General features: G+C 52.1%; 14 protein-coding genes. All 14 read right to left on the bottom strand.

From position 1 onward, the window contains the following. Nucleotides 1-9: 9 nt before the first annotated feature. The 14 genes from BLQ88_RS24415 to BLQ88_RS24350 all read right to left on the bottom strand — a co-directional run bounded on the left by BLQ88_RS24415 (nucleotide 10) and on the right by BLQ88_RS24350 (nucleotide 22,807). Nucleotides 10-3,477: a SusC/RagA family TonB-linked outer membrane protein gene (locus BLQ88_RS24415; protein ID WP_090155376.1), complete on the bottom strand. Its 3,468-nt coding sequence runs from the start codon at nucleotides 3,475-3,477 to the stop codon at nucleotides 10-12. 20 nt (nucleotides 3,478-3,497) lie between these two features. After that, entirely contained in the window at nucleotides 3,498-4,514 is a 1,017-nt protein-coding gene (locus BLQ88_RS24410; protein ID WP_090155374.1) for a FecR family protein, read from the bottom strand. Between the two features lie 72 nt (nucleotides 4,515-4,586). Further along, nucleotides 4,587-5,252 carry an RNA polymerase sigma-70 factor gene (locus tag BLQ88_RS24405; protein ID WP_090155373.1) on the bottom strand — a complete coding sequence of 222 codons (666 nt, stop codon included), beginning with the start codon at nucleotides 5,250-5,252 and terminating at the stop codon, nucleotides 4,587-4,589. 175 nt (nucleotides 5,253-5,427) lie between these two features. Next, on the bottom strand, nucleotides 5,428-7,140 hold the full coding sequence (locus BLQ88_RS24400) for a GMC oxidoreductase (RefSeq protein WP_090155371.1): 1,713 nt from the start codon (nucleotides 7,138-7,140) through the stop codon (nucleotides 5,428-5,430). 93 nt (nucleotides 7,141-7,233) lie between these two features. Further along, entirely contained in the window at nucleotides 7,234-7,755 is a 522-nt protein-coding gene (locus BLQ88_RS24395) for a gluconate 2-dehydrogenase subunit 3 family protein (protein ID WP_229212838.1), read from the bottom strand. A gap of 201 nt (nucleotides 7,756-7,956) precedes the next feature. Next, nucleotides 7,957-9,198: an MFS transporter gene (locus BLQ88_RS24390; RefSeq protein WP_176885084.1), complete on the bottom strand. Its 1,242-nt coding sequence runs from the start codon at nucleotides 9,196-9,198 to the stop codon at nucleotides 7,957-7,959. Between the two features lie 153 nt (nucleotides 9,199-9,351). Next, entirely contained in the window at nucleotides 9,352-10,995 is a 1,644-nt protein-coding gene (locus tag BLQ88_RS24385; RefSeq protein WP_090155367.1) for an FAD-dependent oxidoreductase, read from the bottom strand. Between the two features lie 159 nt (nucleotides 10,996-11,154). Next, nucleotides 11,155-13,206, bottom strand: a complete 2,052-nt coding sequence (locus tag BLQ88_RS24380) for an FAD-dependent oxidoreductase (protein ID WP_090155365.1) — start codon at nucleotides 13,204-13,206, stop codon at nucleotides 11,155-11,157. A 21-nt stretch (nucleotides 13,207-13,227) separates the two neighbouring features. Further along, entirely contained in the window at nucleotides 13,228-14,667 is a 1,440-nt protein-coding gene (locus BLQ88_RS24375; protein ID WP_090155363.1) for a RagB/SusD family nutrient uptake outer membrane protein, read from the bottom strand. Nucleotides 14,668-14,702: 35 nt separating this feature from the next. Then, nucleotides 14,703-18,038, bottom strand: coding sequence for a TonB-dependent receptor (locus BLQ88_RS24370; protein ID WP_229212836.1), 3,336 nt, complete (start codon nucleotides 18,036-18,038; stop codon nucleotides 14,703-14,705). 191 nt (nucleotides 18,039-18,229) lie between these two features. Next, nucleotides 18,230-19,354, bottom strand: coding sequence for a FecR family protein (locus BLQ88_RS24365; protein WP_090155362.1), 1,125 nt, complete (start codon nucleotides 19,352-19,354; stop codon nucleotides 18,230-18,232). Between the two features lie 116 nt (nucleotides 19,355-19,470). Beyond that, on the bottom strand, nucleotides 19,471-20,070 hold the full coding sequence (locus BLQ88_RS24360; protein ID WP_090155360.1) for an RNA polymerase sigma factor: 600 nt from the start codon (nucleotides 20,068-20,070) through the stop codon (nucleotides 19,471-19,473). Nucleotides 20,071-20,173: 103 nt separating this feature from the next. Further along, nucleotides 20,174-21,187, bottom strand: coding sequence for a T9SS type A sorting domain-containing protein (locus tag BLQ88_RS24355; protein WP_090155358.1), 1,014 nt, complete (start codon nucleotides 21,185-21,187; stop codon nucleotides 20,174-20,176). A 75-nt stretch (nucleotides 21,188-21,262) separates the two neighbouring features. Continuing rightward, nucleotides 21,263-22,807 carry a sulfatase family protein gene (locus tag BLQ88_RS24350; RefSeq protein ID WP_090155469.1) on the bottom strand — a complete coding sequence of 515 codons (1,545 nt, stop codon included), beginning with the start codon at nucleotides 22,805-22,807 and terminating at the stop codon, nucleotides 21,263-21,265. Between the last annotated feature and the right edge of the window lie 6 nt (nucleotides 22,808-22,813).

The following is a 22,813-nucleotide window of genomic DNA, read 5'->3' as shown; positions in this document are numbered from 1 at the left end:
TCAATATTGTTATAAACCGATGTTCAGGCCGAGCATGAATACTCTTGGCTTCGGATAGTCATACAAACCAAATCCCTGGTCGAACGGCGATCCGGAATTGGATACCTCGGGGTCATAACCTTTGTATTTAGTTGCTACAAAGAAGTTCTGAACGGATGCATAAGCTCTCAGGCGTTCCAGTTTCATTTTCGAAGCGATGTGCGACGGGAATACATAGGCGAGCAACAGGTTACGTCCGCGGATAAACGATGCGTCGGTTACTTTATGGCTGTCGTTGTTGGTCGTATAGTAAGCATTGATCGGACGGATCTGCGCGATCGTCGTATTCTGGTTGCTTTCGGTCCACGCATTCAACACGGTTTTATAGCTGTTGGCAATACCCTGGCGGTCTTCGGCCGAGTGGATACTACGGTCGAGCACGTCGTTGCCGTACATGTATTGCAAATCTACGGTCAACGACCATTGCTTGTAGTTGAATGTGTTCAGGAATGTGCCAAATCCATCAGGAATACCTTTACCAATGATCGTGCGGTCGTTATCGTTGATCGTACCGTCGTTGTTCAGGTCTTTGTACTTCACGTCGCCAGGCAGCATATTGTATTTCTTAGCCTGCTCAGCCTCGGCGGTCGACCAGATGCCTTCATGCACACGTCCGAACATGGAACCTACCGGCTCGCCCACGCGGATCACGGTCGCACCTGAGAAAATGTCGCTACCACCCGAGAGCGCCAGTACTTTGTTTTTGTTTACGGAAATATTGAAAGTAGTGCTCCATGAGAAATCACCTGCTTTGATATTGGTTGAGTTAATTGCAAACTCGAAACCTTTGTTCTCCATGCTGCCGATGTTGGTAAAGATGCTTGTGTAGCCACTGCTAAACGGAAGCGGCGCATCCAGCAACATTTCGTTTACCTTTCTGCGGTAAAGGTCTAGTTCCAGGTTGAGACGGTTCTGGAACAATCCCAGTTCTATACCCAAATCCACCTGCTGTGTTTTTTCCCATTGCAGGTTGGAGTTCGACATCCGGCCTACGCCGATACCGATGTTACGGGTTCCTCCGAAGATGACGTCGGAGCTCGCAAGCCCCGCCAATGCGCGGTACGCAGGAATTTCCGAGTTACCGGTAGCACCATAGCTCGCGCGGACTTTCAGGTTGGATATCGTCGGTGAGTTTTTCAGGAACTCTTCTTCGTTCACGCGCCAGGCCAATGCCGCCGACGGGAAGAATGCATAACGGTTGGCATCCCCGAATTTCGACGAGCCATCGAGACGGCCGGTGAATGTAACCAGATACTTGTTCATCAGGCTGTAATTGACCCTCGCAAAGTACGAGTTCAAGCCGTAAGCAGTGGCGGACGAGATAGGTGCCAGTGCCGTTGCACCTGCTCCGAGGTTATTGTACAGGAAATAGGTGTCGGTAAAGTTTTGGCTCCGTGCTGTGTTATCGAACCGATCCACGTGCTGCCACGACAAACCCAGCATTGCATTGATCGAATGGATCTTGCCAAAGTCCCTGAAATACGTGAGGTAGTTTTCGAATTGCCACGAATTGTACCGGCTGCTCGCCACCGACGCGTCCCCATTACTGGAAATGTATTGAAGTCCGGCAGCTGCGAAATAGTCGTTGCGCTGGTTGATCACGTTCGCACCCACGGTAGAGCGCAATTCCAGCCCGTCGGCGAGGTGGATATTGGCATACATATTACCCAGCAGGGTTTGTGTTTTCAGGAAGTAGAGGCGTTCGGCCACTACGCGGAGCGGGCTGTCGCCACCTTCCATGCCCGGGTAATCGCGGTTACTGGCCCAGCGGCCGTCGGGATACTTCACCGGGATGATCGGCAATGCTTCCAGCACCTGGCGCATGGCAGTGATACCGCCGCCGCCCAGCTGGTCAATTTGTTTCTCGTTCTGGTCGGTATAGCCCAGCGTACCGCCCACTTTCAGCCAGCTTTTGATTTGTGAATCAAATACAAAACGGCCGGAGAAACGCTTTTGCCACGAATCTTTGATGATACCGTCCTCATTGCGGTAGTTCAGGAATGCCCCGAAGCTGCCTTTTTCATTACCGCCTGTGAAACCCAGCTGGTGGTTTTGAGTAAATGCTTTTTGGAAAGTCTCTTTCTGCCAATCGGTGTCGTACAATGGGTTACCATTCGAATCGAAGAGTAGCGGGTTGGTCCGTTTCAGCTTCGGATCGGTGTATTTGGTACCGGTAGCCCAACCTGTGGGGTCGTATTTGGCTGCATTGGCATAAATGGTTTCTTCTACCTGCAAAAATTCTTTGGAGTTCAGAACAGGTAGTTTCTTGGGTGCTACACCAATGCTGAAATCGGTGTCGTAAGTAACTTTACCGCCTCCGGCCGTACCGCGCTTGGTAGTAACGAGGATCACCCCGTTGGCACCCCGGGCACCGTAAATGGCTGTGGACGAGGCATCTTTCAATACTTCGATGGACGCGATGTCGTTCGGGTTAAGGTAATCGATCGGCGTACTACCGTTGGCCAGTTCTACGGCATTCAGGATCACCCCGTCGATCACATAAAGAGGGTTGTTGGAAACACTGATAGAGCTGGCTCCACGTATGCGTATGTTGGCGCGACCACCCGGGCGACCCGAGTTCGACGATACGTTCACACCCGTAATGCGGCCCGAAAGGCCCTGGTTCAGCGAAGAAGCCGGACGTTCCTGCAACACTTCGGCCTTTACAGTACCCACCGCGCCGGTAAGGTCGGATTTTTTAACAGTACCATAACCTACTACCACCACCTCTTCCAATGCATTTTCGTCGGGCGCCAGGTTCACCGTCACCGTCGACTGGTTTCCCACCGTCACCTCCTGCGATTTATAGCCCACGAAGCTAAAAACGAGTACCGGCTGTCCGCCATCCGGGATTTCCAGGCTGAAATCACCCGCTGCGCCCGTGGAAGTACCGCGCTGAGTACCTTTCAGTACCACGCTCACGCCGGGCAGCGTCGCCCCTTTTTCATCCGAAACCGTTCCTTTAATGGTCCTGTCAACGGCGGCCTGGGTTACCTGTGCCGGTGAAGTCAGGTTTTCCTGCATTATCTGCCCCTCCGGAAGCGCCATCGCCTCGTCCCTGCCTTCCTTCACCGGCATTGCTTCCTTTGCCTTCCCCTCCGTAATCACGAAAGTGTTTTTTCTGGTCTTTTTATATTTCAAACCATTCTGTCGCAGCAGCACTTCGAGGTTCTTCTCGATCGGCTGGGTAAGATCCAGGTTACTGGAAGCTACATTGACAGAGCCTACCAGGCGGTCTTCGAAAATGATTTCTACCCCGTAATGTCTCTGAAGATCGAGCAAAACATTTTTAAGCTTCATTTCCTGACCGAGCGAAGTATGCTGCTTGGCCGGCATCGACGCAAAGGCAATCACCTGTGAATGCACGATCCGGGACGATTGTGTCATCAACACAATCCCGATCGCCACCCATTGCTTGGCTGATAGCGTTAGATTCATAATCAAATGGTTTGGAATAATTAATTGTTCGTTAAAAGGATGGTAGCGCCATTTTGCTCAACCCTTAGGTCGAGCACTTCGGAGATCGTCTTTAAAAGTTCTTCCGCGTTTTTCGTCTTGAAATTGCCGGTGATAGAGCGCAGCGCGATGTTGGAATCGGAAAGGCTTACTTTCTGCCCGAAATTCTCTTCGATCATCGCGATGATCTCCTTCACAGGCGTCCCGTTGAACACATAGCGCTGCTCGGTCCAGGGGGCGAATGTCTTGATATCCTGCTTTCTTTCGAGCTGCACGGCCCCTTCATGATCCAGGAATGCAAGGTCACCCGGCTCCATCATCACTTCCCGGCGCTGGTTGTTCTGCGAATAATCGATGCGCACGCTGCCGGATTTCAATGCTACTTTCGTGCCCCTGGGCCGGGCAAATACCGAGAATGTGGTGCCCAGCACTTCTACCTGGAATTCCCTTGAAGTTTTAACCACAAACCGCTTGTTATCAATGGTATGGCTTACCGAAAACTCCGCTTCGCCTTCCAGTGCCACTTCGCGCACATCGCCCCAGAAGCCCAGCCGGGGTACTTTCAATTTCGAGTTCGAATTCAATGCCACGCGGCTTCCGTCTTCGAGGTATACGTCGGTAGTCTGGCCGTAGGCTGTCTGGTACGATTTGTACTGGATCGGTTCACGAAACCACCAGCCGCAGCTCACGATCGCCGTTACCGAAGCCGCCACGAGCCAGAACCGGCTGCTACGGCGTCCAAACCAGGAAACGGGCGCCCCTCCTTCCTCCCCTTCTTCCATCTTCCCTTCTCCCACCACCTCCAACGTCGAATCGAGGCGACGAAGTAAACTCTCCAATGCAACTTCCTGATCAGGAATGAATTGGGGCGACTGGGTTTCATACTCCAGCAGCCAGCGGTGGAATGTCTCTGCATTCTGCTTCTGCACGATCCATTCTTCCACAAGTTGCCTTTCGAGCGGGTTAGCGCGACCGCTCAGGTACTCGAAAAGCGTATATTTCGATATAGTTTTTTCCATTTTTGTTCGGTTTACAACGTTGACGAAACCCGTTGGGGCGGACCATTCGGGCCGGTCTTTGCCGGGCGGTTTTTAGAGGATACTCAAAATGGTGAGGCACAGCGAGATCATCCATTCCCCGTGCAGGGCGGAGCGCAGGTGTTTCAATGCCTTGGAGATGTGTACTTCAACGGTTTTGGGCGAGATATGCAGCTCGTCCGCTATTTCATGGTATTTCTTGTTCTCGAAACGGCTCAGCAGGAATACCTTCTGGCACTGCGTCGGCAGCCGGGCGATCACCTCGTTCACTTTCAGGAACAGGTTATTGTAATGGATTTCGGCGTCGGGCTGCTGGTGATAGGTCGAAATCGAATGCTCTTCGTTCATTTCGAGCGTGTCGGTTTTCCCAAACTCTCTACGCATATACGTAAAGCATTCGTTACGCACCGAGCGGAACAGATAGCTGGTGTACGATGAGGTAATGTTCTCGTAAGCCTTCGTGCGGTAAAACTGGAAGAACACCTCGCTCACGAGATCCTCGGCGATCTGTTTGGAATACACAAACCGCACCGCATGACTGCAAAGCGGGTTGTAATATCGTTTGAACAGCAGTTCCAGGCCCTTCCCCGGATTTTGCTCGAAAGCCGCTTTGAGGAATGTAGCAGAATCAATTTCACTTACAGGGGCCTTGCCTTCGTGTGCAGGAGACACAAATGGCCCAGGGCGCTTCGTTTCCGGGTTAAGCAAAGGATCGTGCATTGAGTATCTGTTCGTATGTAATAATTAAAAGACTTTCTTGTATTTAAAATCCCTTACCCTTGATTTAAAAAAATTAAAACTTTTTTAAATCATATCTTATCCTAAACTGACCGGATAATAAAAAAAGCCGCTATCCCTGCGGATAGCGGCTTTTACTGAAACTAGTTATTTTGAGTTACAAATTCTTCGCCTTCATTTGTTTCACAGCATAATCGACCGCACGTGCCGAAAGTGCCATATAAGTCAGTGACGGGTTCTGGGTAGACGTCGAGGTCATGCAGGCGCCGTCAGTTACGAATACGTTCTTGCAATGGTGCAGCTGGTTCCATTTGTTCAGCAGCGACGTTTTCGGGTCCTTACCCATGCGCACGCCGCCCATTTCGTGAATGTCGTTGCCGGGGTTGCGGTGGTTATCGTTCGTTCTCACATTGGTGAAGCCCGCTTTGGTAAACATCTCGCTCACCTGCTCCATATAATCCTTGATCATCTTCTCGTCGTTGTCGTCGTATCCGACATTAATGCGCATCGTCGGCATACCGAACGGGTCCTTGCTGGTCTTATCGAGGGCCACGTAATTGCTTTCTTTCGGAATGGTTTCGCCCATCATGTGCGAGCCCACGCTCCAATTGCCGTACTTCGTTTCATGCAAGCCGGCTTTCAGCGATTCGCCGAGGCCGCTGCGTTCGTTGTAAGTATTACGGTTCGCGCCGAAGCCAGCCGCGTATCCGCGCAGGAAGTCGGTTTCCTGCTTGTATACGTTACGGAAACGGGGAATGTAGCCGCTGTTAGGGCGTTTGCCGTCGGTGGTCGAATCGAGGAAGCCTTCGTACTCTCCCGAAACGGTTGCGCGGTAATTATGGAATGCCACGTATTTGCCCAGCAGGCCGCTGTCGTTGCCCAATCCGTTCGGGAAGCGGCTCGATGTCGAGTTCAGCAGCACGAGATTGGAGTTCAATGCGGCTGCATTCAGGAAGATAATGTTGGCATAGAACTCGATCGTTTCCTTCGTATTCGCGTCGATCACGCGCACACCCGACGCTTTTTGCTTCTTGTCGTCGTAAATGATCGAATGCACCACCGAATGCGGACGGAGCGTCATATTTCCTGTTTTCATCGCCCAGGGAATGGTAGACGCATTGCTGCTGAAATACCCGCCGAACGGACACCCGCGCTCGCACATCACGCGATGCTGGCATTTGGCACGGCCCTGGTCGAGATGGATCTGCTGCGGATCGGTAATGTGTGCCGCCCGACCGATGATAATGTGGCGGTCTTTATATTGTTTGGAAACCTGCTCTTTGAAATATTTTTCCACGCAGTTCAGGTCGTGCGGAACGAGGAACTCGCCGTCGGGCAATGTATCGATGCCGTCTTTGTTGCCTGTAATGCCCGCAAACTTCTCCACATGGCTGTACCACGGCGCGAGGTCGTCGTAACCGATGGGCCATTCTACCGCAAACTTGTCGCGTGCGGGGCCTTCGAAATCGTACTTGCTCCAACGCTGCGTCTGCCGTGCCCAAAGCAGCGACTTGCCACCTACCTGGTAACCACGCAGCCAGTCAAATGGCTTCTCCTGGATGTAGGGATGCTCATTATCCTTCGCGAAAAAGTGCATCGACGATTCCTTGAAGTTGTAGCAGCGCGCCGCAATCGGGTTAGCGTCTGCAATTTCCTTGGTAAGACGCTCGCGGTGCTCGAACTCCCACGGCATCATGTTCGTGGTAGGATAATCCTTGATATGCTGCACATCGCGCCCGCGTTCGAGCACGAGGGTTTTCAAACCTTTCTCGGTCAGCTCCTTCGCCGACCATCCGCCGCTGATCCCCGAGCCAATCACAATGGCATCGTAGGTGCGGGCTTTTTTACTATCAATATTAAAATTTGCCATAGTTTCGATTAATGGGAATAAAGGAGGAAAGGGAGGATGGATGAAAGGGAGGATGGATTTTCTCCCCTTCCTCCTTCCTCCCCTTCCTCCCTTTCATCCCTTTTTAACAGGTACACACCCATGGTAGCGGGCGGGGATCATTTCGTAATGGGTAATGTTGGTCATCACGTATTCGGACGTCATATAGCCCTGGATCGTGAGGTTTTTGACCATGCTGAAAAAGCCTTTCTGGGCCGTGTCGCTGCCTTTTTCTATTTCCGACAAAAGTTGCAGGCGCTGCTCTTTGCCGGCATCCGCAAACGGCTTGCCGAAACGCTGGATGCTCTGCTCGTCGATATTAGAAATGCCGCTGGCGAGGCTGGCCTGGGCTTTGGAGTCGTAGCAATCCTTCACCATTTTTTGCACAAAATCACCTACTCCCAGCTCTCCCGCACCCGGTGTGTCGGTTTTGGGGATAATGGTTTCGACGATCACCGCAAGGTTTTTGGATTGATCTGCCGAAAGCAACCCGCTCTTCGCCACTGCACTCTTGTTCCAACCGGATGCCCATGCAGGCAAACCCGCTATGGCGCCCATGGCCACCGCCATGCTTTTAAGCGCTACGCGTCTCTCCATCTTCGTATATATTTTGTTTGAACGTCTTTACTTATTGTTTTTGTCATTTATTGTCAGGAGGTTGTCAAGAAGTTGTCAGGAATTGAACCGTCCTTATCTATTTGACTATACCTGACCTTTTGACGACACCTGACCATTCTTGACCACACCTAACCTTTAATGACTACACCCGACCATTCTTGACTACACCTGACCATAACGCTACTCTTCCAGAAAGTCAAGGTCCCGTCCGTGTGTTTCAGGAATGGTGAGAATGCAGAAGATACCTATTGCAAAACAGATCAGCCCCACGAGCGCCCCCGCCTGAATGACGGTGAAAGAGTCTTTAAAAATAGCAAATAATGTGGTCATTCCTACTACCGTTCCGCGCACCATGTTGGGAACGGTGGTCGCGGCGGTGGCGCGCAGGTTGGTACCGAACTGCTCTGCGCCGATGGTCACAAACATAGCCCAGTATCCGATCCCGAAGCCGAGCAGCGTGGCAACAGTATAGAAGAAAGAGGCCGATTTAATGCCTGCAAAGAGGTAAACCAAGCTGCATATCAATGTAAAAATCATCAGGTAAAAGACCGCTTTCTTCCGCGATTCGAGCCAGTGACTGATGAACCCGCTGCAAAGGTCGCCTACCGAAAGGCCTACGTAACACCACATGATGGAAAGGCCGGGCTTGATCGGCTCGTCGATGCCCAATGCAATGCCGAATTCGTTGCTGAATGTGGCCAGAATACCGATTACAAACCAGGTCGGTAACCCGATGCCAATGCACCTCAGATACCTTCCAAGCCTTTCCTTGTTGGTAAACAATGCAAAAAAGTTACCTTTCTCGATGTGTTCTTTTTCTTTCAAATCCTTGAAAATACCTGATTCGAAGACGCCTATGCGAAGCAACAGCAGCGAAATGCCGAGTCCGCCACCGATGAAATAAGCATAGCGCCAGTCGAAAAACTCTACCGTAAAATAGGCCACAACAGCGCCCAGCAAACCAATACCCGCCACAAGCGAAGTACCGATCGCGCGGAGGTGCTTGGGAAGAATTTCAGAAACCAATGTGATACCCGCGCCGAGCTCACCCGCCAGGCCGACGCCTGCAATGAAACGGAGCAATTTGTAAACCGTCACATCCTGCACGAAGCCGCAGGCGATGTTGGCAAGCGAATAGGTGATAATGGAGCCGAACAATACCGAGAGACGCCCCTTTTTGTCCCCGAGAACGCCCCAGAGAATGCCGCCAAGAAGCAGCCCGGTCATCTGCCAGTTCAGGATGCTGGCGCCGGTGACGGAAATATCCGCTTCGGAAAGCCCCAATGCGGCCAGACTCGGCAGGCGCACGATCCCGAAAAGGAGCAAGTCATAAATATCTACGAAGTAACCAAGGGCAGCGACAATTACGGGAGCACTGAAAAGGTAGGAAGCGTCTGAGCGCGTTGCTGTGACGGATGACATTTGATTTTGTATGGGTTTCATCGGAATAACTTGCAATATTATGCAAATAGCCGGACATAAGCCCGGCTATTCGTTGGTAAATTATTAAAATTTAAATAGAAAGTTTTGTTTTCGACACATTGAGATAACATAACTTCCATCGCAAATGCCCGATTACAGTTCCAGCTTTTGCTTGTCTTTCAGCAACTGCTCTTTCAATTTACCATAATCGACATCCTGCACCGCCACTTTGGAGTCGATCGCCTGCACCGCAGCGGTAGCCGCGCTCTGGCCGAGGATCATGAACACCGGCTCCATGCGGATGGACCCGTAGGCAATATGCGACGCTGAAACGCACACCGGCACCAGCAGGTTCTCGCATTCGGCCTTTTTGGGGACGATGGAACCGTACGAAATGCCGTAAGGTGTTTTCGGATGCACACCGATGTCGCCCTCGTTCTGCACGAAACCGTCTTCTTTCACGTAGCGCTGTGCGTTGTGTGCGTCGAGGGAGTAGGAACCCATTCCGACGGACTGCTGCACGGCTTTCTTGCCTAACGTTTCGTTTTCCGTCATCACGCTCTGGCCCAGCATTCTCCGCGCCTCGCGGACATAAATCTGGTGCGGCCAGCCGCCATTGTCCTTGAATTCATCCTTCGGCAAGCCCCATTCATTCACCTTCGTGCGCACGTCCGCAGGAACGGCCGGGTCGTTGGCGAGGAAGTACATCAGGCCTTTCTGGTACAATTCGTGCTCTTTGATGATCTGCTTGCGGCGCTCGTAAGTCGCATCGGGGTAGTCGTAGTTCTGGCCCATGAAGTCGGTACTGAACGGGCCGTGGTTGTTGGTATCCGTTTTGCGGTTGGGAATGGGGTCGTACTTGTCGAAAGTCTCGGTCCAGCCGGCCTTGTACACGCGTGCGAGGAGCTCGTACTTGCCTGGGTCGTAGCCCGCAGGCTTTGCAAACGGAATACGGTTATCGGGGTGTGACGAAAGGCACATGCGGAAGCAATAGGCCTGGATTTTGTTGTCCCCGTCGCCGTTTTTACCGATTTTCTCAGCCGTCACATAAGGCAACAGGCCGCTCTTGGGATCGCCTTCCACTTTGTACGGGCTGATGTTTTTGGCGAAATAATGCCGGTGCTGGAAAACGCCCGCCTGGATGCCGTTCCATTCTTCATTGTAAACGCTGTTGGCTTCGCGGCCGACGTGGTACTTCACGCCCGCAGCGGCCATGAGATCGCCCTCGTAAGTAGCGTCGATGAACATTTTACCTTTGAAAGTCTTGCCGGTCAATGTTTTGAAAGAGGCAATGCGGCCGTTAGCCTTTTGCACACCGCTTTTGCTGCGGTCGAGCCATTCGTCGCGGTAGATTTTGATGTTGTTTTCTTTCACAAAATCCTCAAAAACCTCCTCGGCCACATGCGGTTCGAAGATCCACATCGTGCGCTCAGCGCCGTCCATGGCTACGGTACCCTGGCCTTTATTGCCAAACTCCTCCCTTTTTTGCCACTGCCAGCCGCCGGGCGTGTCGTAATGCTGGTAAACGCGGTGGTAAAACTCCCGCGCGAGGCCGCCGATCACCGATTTGTTGCCGGTATCGGTAAAGCCCAGGCCGCCGGACGAAAGCCCGCCCAAATGCTTGTCGGGCGAAACCACGAGCACCGTTTTACCCGATTTGATCACCTGTACCGCCGCCGTCACCGCCGCGCAGGTACCCCCGTAGACGATCACATCGGCTTCGTACGACTGCGCGAATGCAGACGGCGGCGTGATCTGGGAAATGAGGATTGTAACCAGTAAGAGTAGTTTCTTCATGAATGTCTGAGTTGAGATTTTGGGGATTGATTGCGTTTTTGACCGCTGACCGCCGATCGCTTGATTTTTGATTTGGATGCGCCTAGACGATAACCTAGCCGTTCCCATGGTCTATGGTCCATGGTCCGCGATCGGCGGTCGGCCGTCGGTGGTCGGCCGTCAGCGATCAGCGATCGGTACAAACAGTACCGCATCTGCCGCCACTGAGCCCGAAGCGCCTTCAGCCGAAATGTTCACCGATGACGCATTGCCTTTGGGCAGATTAAACTTGCCTACGTGGTACCATTCACCCGAGGTCTGGCCTTCCACGACGATGTCTTTTTCCTGCACTGAAATGCTTTTGGTTTCGCTGCCCGCCTTTACCGAAAGCTTTATTTCCGAAGCCGGTTTGGCTACTTTGGGGAAATAGGCATAAATCTGGTAGTTGCCCGGAGCGGCTATTTCGGGGGTAAAAGTGACCGAGCCGCCGGTTTGATCGTTTTCAGCCGTAGAGAGGAACGACGGGCCGTAACCGCCTTTTTTGACCGGCTGCCAGTTTCCTTTGACAGAAACATGCTTGCTATCCTCATTATCGACGAGGATTTCAGGCGTTTTGCCATTTACAAGCGGGTCCGCTTTCAGCTTTGCCTGCAATTGCGCGATGTCGATCTGCTGCACGCTCTTCTTCGAATCGATTGCCATTACCGCCGCAATGGCCGATGACTGTGCGAGCACCATGAACACCGGTTCCATGCGGATAGAACCGTAAGCAATGTGCGTGGCTGACAGGCACACCGGCACCAGCAAATTGGTACATTCCTTCTCTTTCGGCACCAGCGAACGGTAAGCGATCGGGTAAGGGCCGAAGCCGCCTATTTCCACATTTCCTTCGTTTTTAGCCATTCCATTTACCACAATGCGCTGGATATTGTGCGAATCCATCGTGTAGGCCGCCATTCCGACCCCATCTTTCACGATTTCCTTGCTTTCGCAGTTTGCCTGGGTCATTACGTAGCTGCCGATCATCCGGCGCGCTTCACGCACATACAGCTGCGGCGACCAGTTGCCGCTTTCCACGTACTCATCTTTGGGATAACCCCATTTCAGCATCGCCTCGCGCAGCTCCGCAGGCACACGAGGGTCGTGGCCGAAGAAGTATAGCAAGCCTTTTGTGTAGGTTTCATGCGCATTAATAATCTCCGTACGCTTTTTGTAATTGGCATCGGGATAATCGTGGTTCATGCCGATCATATCGGTGGAGAAGCCGTTGCGGTTGTTAATGTCTGTTTTGTTGTTCGGCATTTTGCTCCAAATGAAGTAATCGTTCAGCGTTTTGCGCTCGGGCTGCTTCGCGATCAGGCGTGCGAGGAGTTCGAAATGGCTCACGTCGTAACCGTCCGGTTTAGTAATGGGTACCATATTGTTCGGGTCGGAAGTGAGGCAAATGCGGTAATTGTAGGCCTGCACTTTCTTGTCGCCGGTGCCATTCGGTTCCAGTTTGGCGGGAGAAACGCCCCATAGCAAGCCGCTTTCCGGTTTTCCGGCAGTCTTGTACGGATCGATACCGTCCGGCAGCCGGTGCCCTTTCATGAGCTGCACGCCGTCGATGGTTTCGTTGTAGTCGCTGTTCGCCTCGCGGCCGACGGCGTAGGAAACGCCTGCTTTCGCCATGAGGTCGCCTTCGTAAGTACAGTCGAGGAAAACCTTTGCGGAAACGGTCTGGTTGGTTTTAGCATCCGGTTTCAAACTATTTTCCAAAACAATGGATTTGATCTCAGCGCCCGATTTGCCTGCGCTGATCACCCTATTTTGGTAAACTACCTTTATCCCCGCCTCGTCGAGGTATTGCTGCAAATACTTCTTTGCCACACTCGGCTCGAATGTCCATTGCTCGAATTTCCCGTAATGCCTGCCAATGCGACGGTAAAAGTCGCGGGAAAGGCCGGTAATGGCATATTTGTTACCGATGTCCGTGTAACCGAGGCCGCCGGAAGTCATGCCGCCCAAATGCCCGCCCGGTTCGATGAGGACAACCGTCTTGCCCATTTTCTTCGCCGTATAAGCTGCGATTACGCCCGCCGCGGTGGCGCCGTAAACGCAAACATCCGCTTGTACCGTCGCCGCGGAGGCCGGCTGCCGGGTTTCCGACGCCCGGAGGCCCGGTGCCAGGAACCCGGACAACAGGAATGCAAACAAGCAAGCGAACTGCGCTAATGCTATCTTTTTTCTCATTGTTTTGAATGATTAGAATGCTTAATAACCCGGATTCTGGTCTTTGGCTGTGATGGCTTTGTTATACAAAATCTCGGAATTCGGGATCGGCCATAGCATGTGCTTTTCGGCTATGACAATGTTCTTTACTTCCAAAATGCGCTGCTTGGCAATTCCTAATCGTTTCATGTCGTTCCAGCGCTTGCCTTCGTACATAGTTTCATAGCCCCGTTCCTGCACCACTTTATCGATGTAGGTCTGTAATGTGGCAAAATCGGCCAGTTTGAAATCCACCGTAGAAGCTGCTTCCGCGGACTTTCCGTAGGCACGGCGATGCACTTTGTTAAGGCTTTCGAGGCCGTCGGCGGTAGGTTTGCCATTCGCACGGGCATCGGCTTCGGCATGGAAGAGAAGCAGGTCGGCGTAGCGGTACCAGGGGTAATCGTTGCCTGCGCCGACGGTTGCGAGCGGGTCGCGGTATTTCCGGAACAGCATGGAAGTAGTGCCCAAGCCAATGTCCACATTATAAAGAATATGGTTTTTACGCAAATCCTTGAAATCCCAGTTTTTGATCACCGGGTTGGAAACGGAGTCGGTGTACTGCGCATACACGCCTCCCGGGCCGAAATAGTTGTAGGGCCCGATTTTGCGGTGGGCATAGCTGACCAGGCCAAAACCTTGCTGGCGCGAGTATTTGAAATAGAAAATCTCCTCGCTCGTGTTCACCACTTCCGGTCCGTAAATCTTCTGGAAATCCTCCGAAACGGTCACCGGCACCAATGAATACTTCTTGGCATCGATCACTTCCTTCGCTTTCACGCGAGAGTCTTCCCATTTTTCGAGGTACAGATACACTTCCGACAGAAGCGTTTTCGCAGCCCATTTGGTAGGGCGGCCAATCTCCGAAGGATTATCCGGCAAACCGGCTTCCGCAACCAATGCATCGGCAACGATCAGTTTGTACACATCCTCCACGCTCGACCGCGGAATGTCGGCGACCGTCATATTCTCCTCCGTACGCAAGGGCACGCCCGCCCAGTTACGCACGAGCGCAAAGTAGGTGAGCGCACGGAGGTATTTAGCCTCGGCTACGAACGAAGTTTTGTCGGCGTCGGTCATGCTGGTACCCTTCGGCACATTGGCGATGACGAGGTTCGCATTGCGAATGGATTGGTAAAAGTTATCCCAAATCGTCGCCACGCGGTTGACGTTCGTATTGTCGAGGCCCTGGTAAAGGCTAACGGGTGTTTGAGTACCTCTTGAATTACCATAATCGGCCAACCCTTCCAATTGGGCAGGATAGTTGGTCGATAATGCGGCGTCGGTGCGCATTGGGCCGTAAATGGCATTCACTGCGGCCTTGGCTTCCGCGGCGGTATTGTAAAAATTCTCGGAGGCAAGCGATTTGGGTTTTTCTTCAAGGATGTCGGAACAAGCCATGCAAACCGCCGCCAAAAACAAACTGGTGAATATCTTTTTCATAATGATGATTTCTTTAACCGGTGATTAAACTGACCTTAAAACCCAATTCTGAGGCCTACGGTGGTGGTTTTGGCAACGGGGTAAACGTAGTGGTCTACGCCCTGCACAAATGAATTTGCCGATCCGTAAGAGTTCACTTCGGGATCGTACCACGAGTATTTGGTCAGCGTGATCAGGTTCTGGCCGCTCACGTAAAGCTGTCCGTATTTCATCCATTTGATATGGAGCTTCGCCACAGGAAGATTATAGCTCAGTTGGATGTTTTTGAACCGGAGATAAGAGCCGTCTTCGACAAAGCGGTTCGACATTTGCGCCTGTGAAGAGGTTTTAATGATCGGATATTTGGCATTGGGGTTCTGCGGCGTCCAGTGATCGAGGTACACTTCGCGCGGCATATTGAGCGCCTGGCCGTAGTCGTAACCCTGTCCTTGTGCGCTGAGGTTGAAGATATCGTTGCCCTGCGAGCCCTGGATGAAGAAGGTCAGTTCAAAGTTTTTGAACGACATCGTCGAGTTGAAGCCGTAGGTAAATTTCGGGTTCGGGTTACCGATGATCTGCTTGTCGCCCGCGTCGCGGCTGCCGCTGTTATTGTAATCTTCGTAGGCGATAAAACCTTTATCATCATATCCTTTTTCCACATAACCATAGAATGAGCCAAGCGGGTAACCTTCGCGGAGGATATTCACATTATCGTTCACCGCCGCACCGATTGTCTGCCCCAGAATGTCATTTCCGCCATACAGCTTCATCACTTTGTTTCGGTTAATGGACAAATTGGTCGACACATTCCATTTGAAAGCCCCTTCCAGCACGGCAGCATTCACGCCGAGCTCGAAACCTCTGTTTTGGATTTTACCGATATTCTGAATGGTGAATGTATAACCCAGCGACGAAGGCAATGCTACGTTGTTCAGCAGGTCACGGGTGTTTTTGATGTAATAATCCGCCGTCACATTCACGCGGTTATTCCAAAGCCCGAGGTCGATACCGAAGTCGGTTTGCGCAGTGGTCTCCCATTTCAACGATCCTGCAAGCCGTGTACCGGGTGCATAGGAGGTCATGAATGCATCGCCGAACACCACCTGGCCGGAAGCGAGCTGGTTCAAAGTGAAATAGGGGTTGATCGACGTGTTACCCGTTTCGCCGTAACCTACGCGAAGCTTCAAGTCGGAGATAACAGGAATGTTTTTGATAAATTCCTCCTCCGACATACGCCACGCCAACGCGCCCGAGGGGAAAAAGCCCCATTTCTGGCCCTCGCTGTACCGCGACGAGCCATCCGCACGGAAGCTGGCCGTAGCGAGAATCTTGCTATTAAAAGTATAATTGACCCGCGCCAGGTACGACAGCAACGACCATTTCTGATACGAAGAGCTCGGAACGCCTTGTGTAGCGGCAGCACCGATGTCGTAAGTTTCCTGGTTATCGCTGATAAAACCGCTGCCGGTCGCCTTCAAACCAGTCTGCGTGAAATCCTGATAAGTAAAACCCGCGACGGCAGAAACGCTATGCTTCCCGAAATCCTTCAAATAGCTGATGGTGTTTTCGCTCAAAACACTGCTGACGCGTTGGGTTTCTACCGATGCACTGCCTTTTGAATTCACAAATTGGGTAGTCGTGTAGCCGTCTGTGCGATCGTCGGTACTTTCGAGGCCGGCCAGCGATTTGATCAGCAAGCCCTTGATCGGCTCGAATGTGATTGCACCATTGGTCAGTATTTTGTTCGACCGGATGACGTCCGATTGCTGGTAAATGAAGTTCAGCGGATTGGTGATCACATTGGAACCCCACGCATAAGCCTCGGCCAGTCTCGAATAGCTGCCGTCCGGAAGCGTTGAGGGAATGGTAGGATAGCCCGAGAGCATGGCCGACATCAGTGTCCCGCCGCGGTTTCCTCTTTCCGAATTCTTGCGGTCGGAATCGATGCGGCTCAGAAGGGTGCTGAGGTCGAATTTGAATTTCTTACCAATGTCGGAACTGAGGTTCATGCGCAGTGCATTCCGCACATAATCGCTGCCGATCACGATGCCGTCCTGGCTGAAATTGCTGGCTGCTACCGAGAACCGCGTTTTTTCGTTACCGCCACTTACGGTCAATGCGTGGTTTTGCACGGGCGCAGTCCGGAAGACGAGGTCCTGCCAGTCCGTACCTTTGCCAAAGCCTGCAATCTGGTCCGGCGTGAAATGCGGGGCGAGGCCATCGTTGGCAGCCTGTTCATTGTAGAAATTGGCATATTCGGTCGCATTCATCAGGTCCAGCTTTTTGCGGATCGTCTGAACGCCATAATATCCATCGTAATCGACGCTCACACGGCCGGCTTTGCCTTTTTTAGTCGTAATCAAAACCACACCGTTCGCACCGCGCGAACCGTAAATGGCTGTTGCGGAAGCATCTTTCAATACTTCAATGGACTCGATATCGGCATTGTTCAGCAAGGTAGGGTTGCCGGAATAGGGAAACCCATCCACCACGTACAGCGGCTCATTACTTCCCTGGATGGAGTTGGTACCGCGCACGCGAACGCTGATAGCGCTGCCGGGCGCGCCCGTATTTTGCGAAACATACACACCCGCCGCACGCCCCGCGAGCGATTGCACGAGGTTCGTAGCCGGATAAGCGTTCAATTCTGTTGATTTAATGGAAGAAACCGCGCCGGTAAGATCGCTCTTCTTGATCACACCATAACCGATCACGACGATCTCCTGCAACGACTTATCTTCCAGCACCATGCTTACGGTGAGCTCGGACTGGCTGCCCAGCACGATTTCCTGTGATTTATAACCTACAAAACTGAAAACCAGGACGGAATTAGGCGCTGCACTTTCAGGGATTTCGAGTTGAAAATTACCGTCGGGATTGGTAGTAGTGCCGGTTTGCGTCCCTTTCAGTACAATGCTTACGCCGGGCAGCCCGGTGTTGGAATCGCCGTCGAGTACCTTTCCGGAAACCGCCCGCTTGGGTGCATTGGCTGGTACCGGCTGTGTAGCCGGCGCATCCGGCGTTGCATGTTCGAGTCTTCGAAGGATGATGATCTTGCCGGAAACCTCGTAGTCGAGGCCGAGGGGCGTCAGAATATGGTCGAGTGCTTCGTATAAGGGCTTGTCTTTTAAAGAAACTGTCACTTTCCGGGCCGATTTGATCAGTTTGGAACTGAATACAAATCTTACATCGACCTGTTTTTCCACCTGGCTGAGTACCTTTTTGACTTCGCTGCCGTTCGCTGTTACCGAAACTTTCTGGCTGAGAAGGGATTGCGCGCTACCCTCACGTGCATAACCCGCGACGATAAACACCAAGGCAAGCATGAGTTGAGTAGCTGTCATTCGCATGGTCCACAGTAATACCCTACGGTACTTTAAAGGTTTTTTCATAGATTTGATTGTTTTGTTAGAATGGAAAATTTGGCAAAACGATCCCTGCCTCTCCGCTGGGGAGGGTGATGGCGACCAACCTTTCAGGGAATTTTCGGAGCCGGTGATGCGGGAACATTGCCGGCTCTTCTTTTTGGGATAAGCTTTCTGTTTTTTAGTTCTGGGTTAAAGGGTTACGTGATGGTTTTGGGTTAATTCCTGCATCCTTTGCTGTGGATGACAACCTGGCCGTCGACGATCTCGTAGCTGGATTCCACGGCCTTGCAGATGATATTGAGCTTGTCGTGTAATGTCTGGTTATCGAGGCGCGCGGTAAGCGGGCAGTCTTTCAATAATCCCTCGTCGTAAAGAATATCGATGCCATAAGCCCTGGCAATGGTGTTGAAAACGTCGCTGGCCGGTGTGTCTTCGAATTCAAATTGGGGGATTTCGGCTTTGGATACGACCATTTCAGGCTTTTCGACCAATGTTTTAACCATTTTGACCTCGTTGCGGGCGAAGATGATCTTCTGGTTCGGGGTAAGTATCACGCCCTGGAACTGTTTGTCCGCTACTTTCTCTTTCAAATGCGGGTCCGACTGCGCAAATACCGACACTTTTCCGGTTTTCACCTCCACGGTCACCTCACGCGAATCGCCATAAGCTTTGATACGAAAACTGGTACCCAATACTTTCGTGACCAAACCATTGGCATACACCAGGAAAGGATGCTCGGGATCTTTGGCAATGTCGAAAAACGCCTCTCCTTCCAGAAAAACCTCCCGTCGCTCGCCATCGAACCGCTCGGGATAACGAATGCGGCCTTTCGGCGCGAGGCTGATCTTGCTGCCGTCGGCCAATGCGAGTTCAATGGTTTTATCGGTTGAATTGATGGTTTCCTTCAATGCATTGCTGGGCGCGATAATGCTGTCCTGCTGCCCGAGCTGCGGCTTTTCCTCCTGTTTGATCATGACCGAATACACCGCCCATCCGGCCAGTACAATGAATGCCACCGAGGCCGCAAACTGCATCCAGGGAATGGAGAATGCCGGTACCAGCCGGCGGGAAGTACGGCCAGTTTCCTCATTGACTTCGGTAATGCGGCCGACAGTCTGCTTCACGACCTGGCTGATCTCCGCGTCGTCGATCTCCGGCTCGTGCAGGCGCAGGGAAAGCACAATGGCCTTCGCTTGCTCCACTTTTTCGAGCATTTCGGGGTTGGCGTCGATCCAGTCGTCCCAGAGAGCGTCGGTTTCAGGGGTGGGCGACAGTGTCCATTGGCGAAAGAAATCGTCCCAGACAAAGTCTTCGACGGAAAAATCGTTGTAGCGGTCCATACCAGTTCATTGTGTCTAAATGAGTATAGACGAGGCCCGGTACCGGATACCAACAATTTTTAAATTATTTCTTCAAAAAAGAATAAAAACTAACAGGGGAGCTGATGATCTGCGGATTAGAATAGAAAATGCAGCAGAAAAAATATAAGGAATTCCGCTTTCCAATGCGCTTTCAAATGCCGGATCGCGATTTGAAGCAGGTTGGAAACCGTCTGCGGCGATACGGCCATGACCTCGGCGATCTGCTCACGGCTGAGCTCCTGGAAGAATTTGAGGTACACCACTTCCTTTTGCCGGCGGGGCAATGCATTGATGAGCTGCTGCAAATGGTGCGTGCGGGAATGCGTGGCTTCGTTGCGGATGTAATCGTCCTCGACGGAAAATTCGATTTCGAAATAATCGTCCTCTTCCTGCAATGCTTCCCCGCCTACCCACGTGCGCGAGGACACATGCCTGTGCATGAGGCGCCGGAGCGAGGCCATCAGGTACGGCTTCACGGCCGCATCGGGGTTGAGGTTATCCCTTTTTTCCCACAATATCAAAAACAGGTCCTGAATGCTGTCCTTTACCAGCTCACGGTCTTTGGAAAACTTGCTTCCGTACCGGAAAAGCAGCCGGAAATTATCCGACATCAGCTTTTCGAATGCACGTACCTCGCCTGCCAGGAAATCCTGCCAGAGCACGCGATCTTCCGGAAAAGAGGACTTCGAATTCATAACTTGTTGAAAGGGACGCCTAATTAAATCAAACTTAACCGCAAACTCAATTTATTTTACAAGATTAGTTTAATTGAATCAGGTTATCGTCCTATCAGCATTCCTACTCGATCATCAATTTAAGTACCTGATACTTACCGTTCTGGTGTTGCAGCTGTAAAATGTGCATGCCCGAAGCGGGCGGACTGAGCGGTTTCAGCAACAACTTATCCGGCCCGTCGATCACCGTTTTCAAAGGTAGTACCTTGCCATTTACACCGATCAGACGAACCGAGGCTGCATTAACCCCTTTTCCTGAGAGCGCGATACGGTCTTTCCGAGCGGGATTCGGAGCCACGAATGCATTTTCCACAACCGGTTGCGGTTTCCCGTCGTCGATCCTGATTTCATCGATCCGGAATTTGCCGACGCCGTTCCGGAAGCGCATTTCGAAATTGGAAAGTTTGGTTTTGGAATAGGCCGATGTGCCGGGGTAGGCGTTGGCATTGCGGGCAACCGGCTCATTGCCAACCCAAAGATCATAGGTACCGGGCTGTGCGGTTTCTTCGGGAGAAGTTGGATTAATGTGATACTCCAATGGTACCGCAGAGTTGTTCAGCACCCAGGTGAGAGTTACTTGCTTCTTTTCAGCATACGTTTTGCTTACCTGCCGCGTTTCCAGGTCTTTGATATTGAAACCGTCTTCGAGAAAGTTGATAGCACATTTCGCAAACATCAACCCATTGCCGGGGAATGAATTGTTGACCGGGTTGAAGTCCTCGCCGATGTAAAAGTACATGGCATTCAAAGCAGGCGCCTGAACGCCTTCCACGCTGAGCGTGATGCGAACAATCAGCGTCTCAGGATTCGGACTGAATGGCGTGGCGCGCATGGCACGTATAATGCCACCCGTTAACGAATCGAGCCGGGTGCGTGTGAGTTCCATGTAGCCCTTGTGGAATTTGTGGTAAGAAAGCGCGGGCGCTGTGAGAATGACGTGGCTGAACTGCGAGGTGTCGGGCTGCGGGTTGATCAGGCCGGTGGTTTGGCTGAAATCCTGGTGAAAGAAGGTGGTTTGGGCGCTGCCGGCAAGGGACGCCAGCAGCGCTAGTGCGGAGGTAAAGTATCTTTTTAGCATAAACCAGTTAGTAGTTTATGCTTTTAGACGTAGAGTTGTTGGAATGGTAACAGGTTGTAGAATATTTTTTTGAAGTCAATGGCTCCGACCTGCCTCCCGAACCTTTTCAAGCTCAGCCGCCATAGCCTTCACTTTGGCCGGATACTTATCAGCCACATTGTTTTTCTCCCCCATATCCTTACTCAAATCATACAACTGCGGCTTCGGATTGGCCCCCGTCTCGATACCAGTCAATTCAGCCACCGCCTTGCCCTCTCGCGGCTCGATGTATTTCCAGCTACCTTGCGTAATCGACAATGCCCCACCCTGTTTAATTAGCCAACTGCGGCCGGTATTGCTTTTCCCAAGCATGGCATCCATCATGTTAAAACTATCCACCCCCTCCTCACTTTCTACCTTTTGCTGGAAAAAATGGGCAAATGAAGCCATCATATCGATCTGGCAAATCAATGCATCCGAAACTGTACCCGGCTTGATCGCCTGCGGCCAGCGCGCCAGCCAGGGCACTCGGGTACCGCCTTCGAATGCGCTGTATTTGCCGCCGCGCAGCGGACCGGCGGCGCTGTGGCCTTTCGCCAGCTCTACGGCGCGGTCGGCATAGCCGTCGTCGAGTACGGGGCCGTTATCACTAGAAAAGATCACGAGCGTATTTTCCGCGATTTTGAGCTCGTCGAGTTTTTTCAGAATCTCGCCTACGGTCCAGTCCATTTGCAGGATCACGTCGCCACGCAGGCCCATTTTACTTTTGCCTTTGAACTGCGTGCTCGGCATGCGGGGCACGTGAATGTCGTTGAGCGAGAAATAGAGGAAGAATGGGCTCTTGCTATTGTCCTCGATGAATTGCTCGGCCTTGCTCAGGAAAACGTGCGCAATCTCCTCGTCGGTCCAGCGGGTTTGCTTGCCGCCCGTCATCCAGCCGATACGGCCGATACCGTTCACAATCGTATTGTTATGCCCGTGATTGAGTGAGGCGGGCAATTTCAGCAAGTCCGGGTTTTCAAGTCCGGTGGGCTCGGTGCCGATCTTTTTACTATAATCCACTTCGATAGGATCGTTCGGATCGAGGTCCTGCACATCATGATTTTCCACAAACACCGTTGGCACGCGGTCCGACGTCGCCGGAAAAAAGAATGCATAATCGAAACCGACCTCGTTCGGGCCTTTGGTAATGGGTTTATTCCAATTGATTGTCTTATTGGTTTCGCCCAGGCCAAGGTGCCACTTGCCGACCGAACCGGTTTTATAACCCGCATTTTGAAAAACGGCCGGTAATGTAAGCTGATTCGTCGGGATGATCAGCGACGCATCACCGGGAAGCACACCCGTACCTTTCTGTCGCCAGGGATACTTGCCCGTCATGAGCGCGAAGCGCGAGGGCGTACACGTAGCCGAGCTCGCATGCGCGTTCGTGAATCGAATGCCCTCCTTCGCCAGCCGGTCCAGATTCGGGGTACTGATTTTCGTGGCGCCGTAAGCACTCAGGTCGCCGTAACCGACATCGTCGGCGTAAATGAAGATGACATTGGGTTTGGATTGTTTTCTCTGTGCCTGCGTAATAAACGGCAAAAGCATCACCGCCGCGATCAGCCACGACGCCAGAAACGAGTACTTTAATTTCATAAGGTT

Origin of the sequence: Dyadobacter soli (assembly GCF_900101885.1) — a bacterium.
In the GTDB taxonomy this organism is placed as follows: domain Bacteria; phylum Bacteroidota; class Bacteroidia; order Cytophagales; family Spirosomataceae; genus Dyadobacter; species Dyadobacter soli.
This window is presented reverse-complemented; position numbering and strand designations above follow the sequence as displayed.